At 56.6% G+C, this 12498-nt stretch carries 9 protein-coding genes and 1 tRNA gene; all 10 read right to left on the bottom strand.

All coding sequences use genetic code 11. The annotated features are described in order from the left end of the window. Positions 1 to 186: 186 nt before the first annotated feature. Positions 187 to 4782: a CLIPPER-2 domain-containing protein gene (locus tag G7Y41_RS03590; protein ID WP_165315176.1), complete on the bottom strand. Its 4596-nt coding sequence runs from the start codon at positions 4780 to 4782 to the stop codon at positions 187 to 189. Positions 4783 to 5295: 513 nt separating this feature from the next. Then, positions 5296 to 5368 (bottom strand) — tRNA-Ala (locus tag G7Y41_RS03585). Between the two features lie 94 nt (positions 5369 to 5462). Then, a complete protein-coding gene (locus G7Y41_RS03580; RefSeq protein WP_231367360.1) occupies positions 5463 to 6224 on the bottom strand; it encodes a histidine phosphatase family protein in 762 nt (253 codons plus the stop codon). Next, positions 6221 to 6703 carry a ribosome silencing factor gene (rsfS, locus tag G7Y41_RS03575; RefSeq protein ID WP_231367359.1) on the bottom strand — a complete coding sequence of 161 codons (483 nt, stop codon included), beginning with the start codon at positions 6701 to 6703 and terminating at the stop codon, positions 6221 to 6223. The genes G7Y41_RS03580 and rsfS overlap by 4 nt, the downstream gene beginning before the upstream one ends. A 164-nt stretch (positions 6704 to 6867) precedes the next feature. Further along, positions 6868 to 7497 (bottom strand): nicotinate-nucleotide adenylyltransferase, encoded by a 630-nt coding sequence (nadD, locus tag G7Y41_RS03570; protein ID WP_231367399.1) that lies wholly within the window; start codon positions 7495 to 7497, stop codon positions 6868 to 6870. A gap of 65 nt (positions 7498 to 7562) precedes the next feature. Next, a complete protein-coding gene (locus G7Y41_RS03565; protein ID WP_165315178.1) occupies positions 7563 to 8846 on the bottom strand; it encodes a glutamate-5-semialdehyde dehydrogenase in 1284 nt (427 codons plus the stop codon). Between the two features lie 60 nt (positions 8847 to 8906). Continuing rightward, the gene (gene proB / locus G7Y41_RS03560) at positions 8907 to 10058 is read right to left on the bottom strand and encodes a glutamate 5-kinase (RefSeq protein WP_231367398.1); all 1152 of its coding nucleotides are present in this window, start codon (positions 10056 to 10058) and stop codon (positions 8907 to 8909) included. Then, entirely contained in the window at positions 10058 to 11593 is a 1536-nt protein-coding gene (obgE, locus tag G7Y41_RS03555) for a GTPase ObgE (protein ID WP_165315179.1), read from the bottom strand. Before obgE ends, proB begins: the two co-directional genes overlap by 1 nt. 92 nt (positions 11594 to 11685) lie before the next feature. Beyond that, complete coding sequence (gene rpmA / locus G7Y41_RS03550; protein WP_165218275.1) at positions 11686 to 11946, bottom strand: 50S ribosomal protein L27; 261 nt, start codon at positions 11944 to 11946, stop codon at positions 11686 to 11688. Positions 11947 to 11978: 32 nt separating this feature from the next. After that, positions 11979 to 12299: a 50S ribosomal protein L21 gene (rplU, locus tag G7Y41_RS03545; protein ID WP_165218540.1), complete on the bottom strand. Its 321-nt coding sequence runs from the start codon at positions 12297 to 12299 to the stop codon at positions 11979 to 11981. Positions 12300 to 12498 lie beyond the last annotated feature (199 nt).

Here is a 12498-nt window from a genome sequence, read left to right as displayed (position 1 = left end):
TGCGATAATAAGCACAGTCGTACCCGTCGGCATCCAGCGGCAAAACCGTTGCCCACTCGGGCGTGGTGGATGTGAGCGCGCAAATCTCATCAACAGTTACGGTGCGGGTGTGGGTCTCTTTTTTTGAGATCCACACCCGCACCGTTGTGTTAATGAGCGTTAGTGTTCATTAACGTGTTGGTAGCATCACGCGCGGCGACGTGTCGCCATGATGCTCAGTCCGCCGGCGGCCAGGAGTACTCCTGCGAGCAGGGGCAGGCTTGCTAGATCAGCACCGGTGTGTGCCAACTTGCTTCGGTCGGCAACGGGGACACACGCGTCGTTATCATTCGCGCCGGTGACGTCCTGATCCGATGTGACCGAGTTGAACAGGCCCTTGCTGGGATCCCCTGCTTTCTCGGTGGAGCACACGCTCAAGGATTTCCACTGGCTCTGGGTCAGGTTGGCAACCACTTCGTAGGTAACAACCACGCTAGCGGTGCGGGTCTGCCCCGCAGCGATCTTCGATGCCGGGATCACCACGAATGGTTTGTCCGTATCGACGCTGGTGCCGTTAACACGAACGTCAACGATCTTGAGGCCTGCTGGAGTAGCGGGGGTGTCAATCACGTCGGAGGACACGGCCTCAACCAGTCCGGTATTTGCCACACTAACCTCGAAGGTTGCAGCCAGGCGTGTGCCAGCCTCACCACTGGTTTTCACAGGAGCGCTCTTAGCTACCTTGGTAACCGTGAATGCGGGGGTGGTAGCGTTTGCGGGGTCTTCGTCACTGACAACAACACCGAAAGGATCCTTACCCTCAGCTCTAGCAGTGTTGGTGTGCTGCACGCCAGGAGCAGGAGCAGCAAGCTTAGCCGTACACGTCATTGACTCACCCGCAGCCAACTCGCTGGCCGGGCAGGTAATCGCCTTGGGATCAGTGATCACCGAATCAACAACCGTCAGCTCACTCAACGGCATGCTCCCTGTGTTAGTGACCACGAAGGAAACATCCATCATAGAACCCGGAGCAACAACCACACCCGGAGCGTCATTAGCGTCCTGGCCATTAATTTTCTTGACCACGCTAATACCCGCACTACCCGTCACAGTCGAGCACGCAGTGTTATTCGATGCACCATCCTTATCGCCCACGTCATCACCATCCATGTGGACCGTGTTGACCAAACCAGAACGAGCCCCACCACCAGCAGTGCCCGAAGTGGTCTCACAGGTCGACACCCTCTTCCACGAAGCCGCGCTCATCCCAGCAAGATCAACCCCATACGTGACCTCAACCTTGAACTCCTTTGACTCGCCTACTCCTAGCTTGACACCAGGAGAAACCGCAAAGGAACCATCAGGACCAGCACTTACCTTGGTGCCATCAACACTCAGGGAAGAAACCCGCAAGCCATCAACCACACCAGGACGATCAACAACACCCGCAGACGTGCCTCCAACAAGACCCGTATTCGACACACTCACCACATACGACTGCACAAACTCCTTCATATCAGGACCAACCTGCACCGTCTTCCCACCAGACTTCTTCACCGCAAAAGTCGGAGAGATCCGGGTTTGAACCAGGTCACACTGATCGGTGTCACTATCGACATCGGTATTTGGAGTACACACCAAGGATGAATCCTTGGGATTCTCATCAGAAGAAACACGAATAGCGTTCGTAATATCAACAGGGCCTTCAAGACCACGTTCAAGCTTTGCTGTACCTTCGTAGGTGAACTCGGCAACCGGGCTCACATGGCCAACAACCTTCCACTGATTCTCGGCAACCTTCTCAATGTTGTAGTTACCACTCACGGCCTTAACCGCGGTGAGCTTAACATCGGTCAGCCCCTGACCACCATCATCAGTAATGGTCAGGTTAGTTGCCCCATTATTACCCTGGGCAACCTTGACCGTGCCGTTGAAATGAACCAGACCGTCATCACCAACCGGGTTAGCTTCCCAGGCCTTATCAACCTTAAGAGGAGAACCAGGAGCAACAACAGTAGAAGTCGAGGCCTCAATAGTCTTAAGTTTGGTTGAAGCCGCAGCAGAAACCGCTGAGAAACCAAACTTAGCACCACGAGGATTCACGGTCTTATCACCCGTGTAAGTACACTCCACCGAATGGTTTAGTTCAATACCAGCAGCCACCTTCTTGTTAATGAACCACAGTGCCGTTGTCCCTGCCGGAATATCACTGCCAGTAAGCTTCTTCCAACCCGCACCAGGAGCAGCAACACCACCATTAGACCCAGCCACAGGAGAACGATCAATCCCCTTCGCCTCAGCGCTCGAATAGTAGACCTCCGCGCCCGCAGCAGGGGTGACCTTCTGACAGACAAATGTCGCACCCGCAGACTTCAGATCCGTCCCGCGACCATCACCTGCATAAGGCAAAACAGACAAGGTAGAAACATAGTCCTGGGTCACCGAATCATCATTTTGGGTCATGATGTCAAAGCTGACCTTACCCGTGTAATCATTAACCGCGAACTCTTTAGGAGCACTAACAGTGACAATCGTATCCGCAGACGAGTTAAGAACATACCGCGTCGAGGAACGAACCGTTAACGCCTTAATCAGACCGGCATCATCACCAGCATTACCAGCAACAGGGTCAATCACATAAGAAGAAGAGAGAGTCTTCGCCCCTGCCGGACCGCCAGCAACAACCATGAAAGTTCCCTTTTGATAAACATTGCCCTTGGTCACCTTCTCCCACGTCAAAGTCTGCCCCTTAACACTAGGCTCACCAAGCTCAGCAGACGCAGACCCAGCAACATACGTAGTCCCCGCAGGCAAGGTCACCGTCAACTTACCCGGATAATCCTTCGACGCAGCACCATAAGCACCCCACTGAATGCTTACAGGAACGTTTGCCTTCGGTTCAGGATTCTGGTTCGCAGACGCAATCTCAATAGAATGTCGCGCCGCAGCACCAATCACACTAAAACGATCAATACCACCATTCGTCCCCGGATACCCCGCCGGGGCATCAGCATAAGGAGCATTCACAGTGCTAGTTGGACGCGCCGAAATCGGTGTCATCGGTTGAGCAGCATCGAGTGTCGAAGAAGAGGACGACCAAATCGCTGTTTTTGCAGGCGTGTCTTTATTGACCTTATAAACCGTGATGAAATGGGTGCTTGCAATAGTGGTTCCCTGCTTCACATCGGACTGATCCGTGCCCGTGATACGCATACCAGAAACCGTTGTCATATCCGCCGGCTTATTCCGCGTCCACCCATCACTGCCATTACAGTCCGCATTAAAATCAAGGCTGGTATCACCCACGTAATACTCCAAGGTACCGTTCTTCACACCCTGCGGAATCGACTGAAGCGCCTTCGATTTCGCTGATTCCTTCGATGTATCCTTAGCTAAACCATTTTCTAGGCCTTCCCACTGCGTGAATAAAACGTGCCCCACTTTACGTGGATCGCCCACGTAGTCATCATCCCCGATGTTGTGGTACATGAACCATTCACCCGTGAAGTGCGCGCCCTGCCCCTTCGGAAGGATATTACAGAAACTAATCGGACCACTAGGCCTGAAGATATTGCTTGCACCAAAAGCGACACCCCCAGGAACCGTTACCCCCTGCCCATCACGTAATGAGGCGGGAAGTACGGACATAGTTTCAAAGGCTACAGGAGCGCCATTTGGCGCATAGTTTCCGTAATGGGATAAGTACCCTATCGCATATGAGCGTCCGCGGCCCGAACTGTATGCGAACACGGTTTGATTGTCTTCAGTATTCTGGTCGGCGACCGCAGCATCTGTGGTTAATTTACCATCAGCGGTGGTATAGGAGACATTGCTCAGAGTTATTGTTGCAGAACCGTTTCCCGCATTGAGCTTCTGCTCAGCAGTAGCGGAATCCTTAAAGGGCAGACTGACCTGAGCAGAGGAAAGATTGAGCCACCCACCAGCACTCTGTCCGTTCGTGTAATTCCTATAGCGCGGGTCCGGCGCATTAAAACCATCAACGCTCACATGGAAAAGCCACGGATCAGCCGGATCAACCTTCGCCTTCCACGTGGCACCGTTTAGATCATCACTGGTATCAATACCTTTATTCTTCGAGGTTCGTGACGGGAAAGCACTCTCTTTAAACGAGATAGCAGATGTGTCCAGTACGTTTGAAAGTGTGCCCGATCCAGCCCAATCGATCTTCATATCAAAAGTGACTGGCCCCGCAGGCTTTCGAGAGTTCGGAGCAGACAAGACCTGGGTAACAAACCGCATACCCCGACCGGCGTAAATAGGATCAGTATTGTCCTGTGCTGTGACCAGCGGATTAAGACCCTCACCACCAATAATCTTCACAGCCTTTACAACAGCCGACTTCCCCGCGCCCGCCTCATCCGTGATCTTCGCTCGCACAAGCGAATCCGCAGGACCATCAACAGTGACAGGAATCAGAAAACGAGAGGCAACCCCATGAGTAGCATCCGCCTCATACTCACACGACAAACTCTTCCGATCACCACTAAGAGACGTCTTCTCCGACTCCACACAGTACTTCGGAATATCTGTCACATAACCATTCTCAACCACAAACGTAAAAGCACGCTTACCGCCACTTTGCGGCACATCAGTAGCATGATCAAAGTTACGACTCAGATGAGCCTCAGCATTCAACAAAGTCCCATTACCAGCACTAGCTGGAGGATCAACATTGTACTTAGCATCCTGCCACGCCAACTCCACCTCAGTAGTGGCAACAGGATCATCAGCCCAAGCAACAGGTGAGAATAACCCGACACCCCCGGCAAGGAGTACGGTCACCCCCCCCCGCAACAAATCTACGAACTCTCAAGAGAAAACCTCCAGATACAAAAGCATGTCAGTGCACAAATGTGTACCACCGCGACTATACAAGGTAAACCCATGCGTGAACAAGCCGGGAATAACTGCCCGAAACGCTCCTACCCGCCTGACTAAGTACCCTTCTCGAACTCAACCTTGATACTTGCCACTCACAGTGACGATGCGACACAACACTTCACTCAGAGCCGTGACCGGCTTCAACCCATACAACCCTGAGCATCTCAACACCTTTTAACGCTCGCCCCACACCATTTGACGATAACCCCTACCTTTTGACGCCTCCCCCGCTCCATCCGCCCGAAACGGACCGAACGCCAAAATCCACCCTCCAAACACTGCCACCAGCACCAACACCACCGGCCACCAAGAAACAGAAACCCCCTCGAATCCCGCGTCACACCAGGTAAAACACGCAACCCAAGGGGTTCACGAAGCACTCAAATCTTTGTATCAAAATGAGCGTCCAAACGGTGGAGCTAGGGGGATTCGAACCCCCGACCTCTTCCATGCCATGGAAGCGCGCTACCAACTGCGCCATAGCCCCGTATTCACATAGCGCCGCCTCTCGTGGCGACCTGATAACAATACCGACACCCGGGGCTGGAAACCAAATTGAATAGGTGTGTAGACAACCACATTCAGGCGCCGAGGACGTCCTCGCGATAGCCAATGTTGTGTGCCGTCAGGCGCCAGCTGGCCTCACCGGAAGCCCCTGATCCACCCCCGCCGGTGTGGATGAGTTCCGACCAGTGACAGTTATCCAACCCACGCAGCCCATCGAAGGTCAGGGGATCTAACCCCAGGAAAGTGACAATCCCTCGGGTAATTGCGCTGCCGTGAGACACCACGATGACTGTCTGATGGGCCTGAGCGTGTGCAACTGCGTCGAGAACTCCGGCTTTCACACGGTGACCAACAGCGTCCGACGGTTCAATCCCCGCTTCTGCGGACTCCCCCGTGCGACGCCACTGAGCAAGTTCCTGAGGGTGAGTGGATTCCACCTCATCAAGTGTGCGTCCTTCGAACACTCCGTAGGAGCGCTCAATGAGGCGCTGATCAATCGATATTTCGGCGCATTCCACGCCGCGGGATGCACATTCTGTTCGCAGGATTTCCGCTGTTTCACGTGCACGGTCAAGCGGCGAGCACACCATCCGCACACTCGCCCCCTGGCCTGGACGCGCTGAGACACCAACCTGGCGTGAGGGAGCAACGAGACGCGCACCGAGTACGGAGCCGGCATGATGCGCCTGCTGACGCCCATAGTCGTTGAGGGGATGATTAATGATCCCCTGGAAGCGACGCTCAACGTTAAAGTCTGTTTGTCCGTGACGAATGAAAACAATCCGCGAGGCAGTGTTCCCAGATCCGAGCTGGTCTCCCATCACTGTGGGTCTCATTGCCCATCGTCCACAGCTGACACGGCTCCGGTGCCCTGAGATTGCCCTTGCGCTGGCGCATCGCCTGAAGCATGTGCGAGGCGCACAACGGGCGACGCCTCGCGATTTTCCTCATCGAGGATTGCCTGAAGTTCACGACGTTCCCCATCTGCCCACAGCTTCTCAAGTGCGTAGTACTCACGATCTTCCTTGGCGAAGACGTGAACGACGAGGTCACCGTAGTCAATAAGCATCCAGCGGCCTTCCGAACGCCCCTCAATGACCGTGGGCTTCATGCTGAGATTCCGAGCCAGCTGGTCCATGATTTCCTCACCGACCGCATTGACCTGGCGTGCGGACGATGCAGAGACAATGAGGAATGCCTCGGCCAGAACGAGTCGCTCCGACACGTCAACGAGCACCGGATTTTCCGCGATTTTATCGGCCGCAGCTCGCGCTGCCGCCAGAGCCACATCGTAGGTCTGCTGAGAAAATGCCACCGTGTCTCCCATCTGCGGCCCACGTGGATGCGGGCGCCATCTCCTCCATTGTTCCGTATCGCACCCGCATCTGCGCACCCATCCGACGTGAGGTGTGTCCAGTCGCAAACACGTCAGACAACTCCACAGCACATCAGCCGGGTTCGTCCTCGTCAATCGACGAATCACCCTTCCTCGTGACGAAGCTCCCGGTAGAGGTCGTACTTGTTGATGTATTGAACAACTCCATCGGGAACGAGATACCACACGGGCATCCCCTCAGCGACCCTGCGCCGGCAATCTGTGGACGAGATCGCCAACGCGGGAACCTCAAGCAGAGACACAGACGCGCGCGGAATACCCGTATCGTCAAGAACGTGGCCCGGCCTCGTCACCCCGATGAAGTGCGCGATGTCAAACAGCTTGTCAGAGTCCTTCCACCGAGCGATTTGTGCAAGCGCGTCGGCTCCCGTGATGAAGTAAAAGTCGGCGTTTGGATATTCCTTCTGAAGATCAGTCAACGTGTCAATCGTGTAGGTTGTTCCCCCGCGGTCAATATCGACGCGCGACACGGTAAACCGAGGATTCGACGCGGTTGCCACAACCGTCATCAGGTAGCGATGTTCCGCGGGAGTGACCCTCCTGCCCGCCTTAAACGGTTGCATCGCCGCGGGCACAAACACCACCTGATCAAGATGAAACACCTCCATGACTTCCGAAGCCGCAACGAGGTGACCGTGGTGGATCGGATCGAAAGTACCGCCCATAATGCCGATGGATTGCCTGGCCCGCATAGGGGTCAGGTGAGTGTTCATTGACGAGGACGAGGCCGCACCTAGCGCCAGGGAAGTCGCCGATGCTCCGGGTCCGGCTTGGGCACTCATGGACGAACTGTTCCCTCTCCTTCGATAATCCACGTTGTCGTCGTCAGTTCTGTCAGCCCCATCGGTCCACGTGCATGGAGCTTTTGAGTGGAAATACCGATTTCTGCCCCGAGGCCCAGCTGACCCCCATCAGTGAAACGTGTCGACGCATTCACCGCGATCGCTGCACAGTCAACTCCGCTCTCGAAACGCCTGGCAGAGGCAAGGGATCGCGTGCAGATCGCTTCGGTGTGTCCCGTGGAGTAGGTCCGGATATGGTCGATGGCTTCGTCAATCGAATCGACAATTCGGACAGCCAGATCCATTGACAGATACTCTGTGGCCCAGTCATCCTCAGTTGCATCGACGATCAGGGCGTGGTCGATGTCGTTGCTCCGACGGGCAATATCCCCGGCTCGTTCATCGGCGTGGATCGTCACGCCAACACGTGTCAAAGCCGCGAGTGCAGACGGGAGGAACTCCTCGGCAACCGCCGAGTGTACAAGCAGTGTTTCAGCGGCATTGCACACACCGACGCGCTGGGTCTTTGCGTTGAGAATGATCCGCTCAGCGGCTTGAAGATCCGCGCCGTCATCAACATACACGTGACAGTTTCCCGTTCCTGTCTCGATCACGGGAACACGGGATTCCTCAACGACGGTCTGGATGAGTGCCGCTCCCCCACGCGGAATGAGGACGTCAATTCCGCCGCGTGCCCGCATCAGAGCTCGCGCGCCCTCGCGCCCCCACGGATCAACAGTCTGAATAAGATCAGGGGGAAATTCCACGGATTCCAGGGCTTCGCGCATCACTCGAATCAGCGCTTCGTTCGATGCTTCAGCTGCCGAACCTCCGCGCAGGATCACCGCGTTTCCGGCCTTGAGTGCAAGTGTCGCCGCATCGACGGTGACGTTCGGGCGAGCCTCGTAGATCATGCCGACAACTCCCATTGGGACCCGCATCTGACGCACACGCAACCCCAGCTCGGTCGTTGCCCCCATGATGACTTCACCAACGGGATCTGGCAGCCCGATGACGTGTCGGATGGCCGCGGCTATTGCCTCAATGCGTTCGTCGGTGAGTTTGAGCCGGTCCAGCAGGCCGGGAGCAATTCCTCGTTCCTCGCCGCGCTGATAGTCTGCGGCGTTGGCCGCAAGGATTTCCTCACTGCGGTCCATCAGCGCTTGGGCTATGGCCTCAAGAGCGGCGTTCTTCCGAGCGCTTGTTGCCTGACGAAGCATACGCGCCCCGTCACGAGCAGCCTGAGTCAGCGGAGTAATATCGACGGTCAGTTGATCCATAGCAAAATCATGACACACATCGGCCACGCCGTGCCTTCCAGGTTCCCATGCGGTCACCTTCTACTCAAGCAACGCAAGATCGTCGCGGTGAACCAGGGGACGAGGACGATCCCAGCCGGCTTCACGCAGCTCAGAGGCAGAATGTCCCGCCATTGACGCCGCCGTATCAGAATCGTAAGAAACAATGCCGCGGGCAACGAGATACTGTGGACCAACGATGTCGACAACGTCTCCGGCAGCAAAATTCCCCATCACACGGCGAACGCCGGCGGCAAGCAGCGACTTCTTCCCTTCGACAATCGCGCGAACCGCACCCTCATCCACAGCCAGTTCGCCGCGCGATGGTGCCGCATGGGCAATCCACAGGCGACGCGAAGCAGGACGTTTATGCGAGGGCTCAAACCACGTTCCCACGTCCTCCCCGTGGAGAACGGCCTCAAGATTGCGTGCACTCGTGAGGACCACTCCGATTCCCGAGGACGCCGCCATCGTTGATGCCTGAACTTTCGTCACCATGCCCCCAGAACCCACCTTCGATCCGGCACCGGTGACCAACACGGACATCAGGTCATCGGTGGCTGTGACCGTGCGGACCAGCTCAGAGCCCGGCTGGCTCGGTGGCGCCGTGTACAGCCCGTCAACGTCGGTCAGGAGGATGAGGACGTCGGCGGCGACCATTTGCGCAATGTAGGCAGCTAAGCGGTCGTTGTCACCGAAACGGACCTCGCGGGTTGTCACCGCATCGTTTTCGTTAATGATGGGGATAACACCGAAACCCAGAAGCTTATCCAAGGCCGCAGACACATTCGTGTAATGCTCACGCCTCATGACATCCCCGGTCGTCAGCAGGAGCTGCGCCGCGTCGCGATGATGCGCACGAAAAGCCGAGGTCCAATGAGCAACAAGAAGACCCTGACCCATAGCCGCCGCAGCCTGGACCGATGCCAGATCTCGTGGACGTCCCGAGAGGTTGAGAGGATCAAGCCCCGCAGCAACCGCACCCGATGACACGATCATGACGTCCCGGTCAATGCCGTCACGTCGACTCCACGCAGCTGTCAGCCGGGCAACACGGTCAAGCCGGTTTAAGTTGAGTCCGCCGTCGTGGCGGGTCAGCGACGACGACCCAATTTTCACAACGATACGTCGGGCGTTCCTCAGCACCATTCGACGCGAGATGTGATCGACGTCTGCCTCGTCCTCGGCCCCCATCATTTCGTACTCTCCGAACCGGACTCTTGAGGATCCGTCCACTGACCCGACTGACGCTCCATCCACAGCTCCTCACGGGCCGCAGCTTTCGCGTCCATCGCCTGATGATAAATATCGCGTTTCTCCTTGCGGGAGGGACGACTGGACTGGTCAAGACGCAAGTCCGTTCCACGTCGCCCCAAAAGCTCAGGGCCGGTTGTTAACGTTGGCTCCCAATCGAAGACCACTCCACCGTCAAGTTCACCGATGACCACCGCATCCCCTGCGACGGCACCCGCCTTGACCAGCTCATCTTCAATACCTGCAGCGGCGAGGCGATCCGCGAGATACCCCACGGCCTCATCATTGGCGAAATCAGTTTGACGCACCCAACGCTCAGGCTTGTCGCCACGAATCTGGAAGACCTCTTCGCCGTCCTTACGAGTACGACGCACGGTGACCGCATCCCGCGATCCCACGGCCTTCGGGCGAATCACCTGCCGTATTGGTTCCTTCGGCAGTTTCTCACGCTGGTGCTCAACAAGCCGGGCAAGAGTGAACGACAAGTCCTTGAGTCCCTCGTGCGACACTGCCGAAACCTCATGGATTGGCCAGCCGAACTGTTCCAAGTCCCCGCGCGTAATCTCAGCGAGATCACGCCCATCTGGGATATCAATCTTATTCAGCGCGATGATGCGAGGACGTTCCATGATCGGCACGTAGCCTTCGACTTCACCCAGATCTCCCTGATAGGCCGCAAGCTCGGCCTCGATTGTTTTCAGGTCGGCTACCGGATCGCGGTCGGCCTCGTACGCGGCGGTGTCGAGGACGTGGACGATCACACCGGAGCGTTCAATGTGACGCAGGAACTCCAGGCCAAGGCCCTTCCCTTGCGAAGCACCTGGAATCAGCCCGGGAACATCCGCGATCGTGTAGCGAACGTCGCCTGCTTGGACGACTCCAAGATTTGGGATGAGCGTTGTAAAGGGGTAGTCCGCGATCTTTGGACGCGCCTGAGACATCGCGGCAATGATTGACGATTTCCCAGCGGACGGGTAACCAACGAGCGCAACATCCGCAACGGATTTGAGTTCGAGGACGACCGTTCGCTCCTCCCCCGGTTCCCCCAGGAGGGCAAAGCCGGGTGCCTTACGAGCTTTCGAGGCCAGAGCCGCGTTGCCTAAACCTCCGCGTCCGCCCTCGGCAATGATGAATTGCTCCCCGTGACCCGTCATGTCTGCAAGAAGTTCACCCGAGGAGGACTTGACCACGGTTCCGTCAGGAATTGGCAAGATGATGTCTGCGCCGTTCTTCCCCTGACGGAAATCTCCCATGCCGGGGGTGCCGTTCTCAGCGCGCTGATGCGGCGATCGGTGATACGACAAAAGCGTTGTGACCTGCGAATCAACTGCGAGGATCACAGAACCGCCGTTACCGCCGTCTCCACCGTCAGGACCGGCGAGCGGCTTAAATTTCTCCCGCTTAATTGACGCAACTCCGTTGCCGCCGTTACCGCCGGCGGCGTAGATCGTTACGCGGTCAATAAACTCAGCCACGTCTTTCCCCTGTCCTTACCCATGCAAACGTTCGTGATATGCATAAAGGCGCCCGGCTCAGGGCCGGACGCCTCTTCGCTGGTCGATCGATCTCAGGCAGAGACCGGCTCGACGACGTTGACAACCTTGCGATCGCGCTTGGTACCAAACTCAACGGCGCCTGCACGTAAAGCGAAAAGCGTGTCATCCTTGCCACGGCCAACGCCGTCACCAGGGTGGAAGTGAGTACCACGCTGACGAACGAGGATTTCTCCAGCGTTCACCAGCTGACCGCCGTAACGCTTCACGCCAAGGCGCTGAGCGTTCGAGTCGCGGCCGTTACGGGATGAGCCAAGGCCCTTCTTATGTGCCATCAGAAACTGCTTTCTGCTCGAATATTCTCAGGTCAGGCGATCTCTGTGATCTTGACAACCGACAGTTTCTGACGGTGTCCCTGGCGCTTGCGGTAGCCTGTTTTGTTCTTGTACTTGATGATCGAGATCTTCGGCCCCTTGGCAGAATCGACGATCTCAGCCTTGACGGAAACCTTGCTCAGCTTGGCTGCGTCAACAGTGATGGCATCGCCATCAACCAGCATCAGCGGCTGAAGCTCAACGCTTGAGCCGATTTCTTCTGCCAGTTTGTCGACGACGACGACGTCACCGACGGACACCTTTTCCTGCCGGCCGCCTGCCTTGACGATCGCGTAGACCACAGTGGAGCTCATCTCTTCTCGTACGGAACGGATCGTGTTCATCATGCTTATTCACCGTGAACACGTGACCGCTGGCGCTCGGTGCGCCGACGATCAAATTTAGCGGATGGGGGAAGCCCTGAGCAACCCGCAAGACCCCGAAACAGCAACAATCCGCTGTGCGATTCCACACCTTAGGATTTTTCGTCGCTGCTACCGGGGGCAGGTTACC

The organism is Schaalia sp. ZJ405, assembly GCF_011038885.2.
Classification (GTDB): domain Bacteria; phylum Actinomycetota; class Actinomycetes; order Actinomycetales; family Actinomycetaceae; genus Pauljensenia.
The sequence above is the reverse complement of the archived record's forward strand: the minus strand, read 5'-3'. Positions and strand labels throughout refer to the sequence as shown.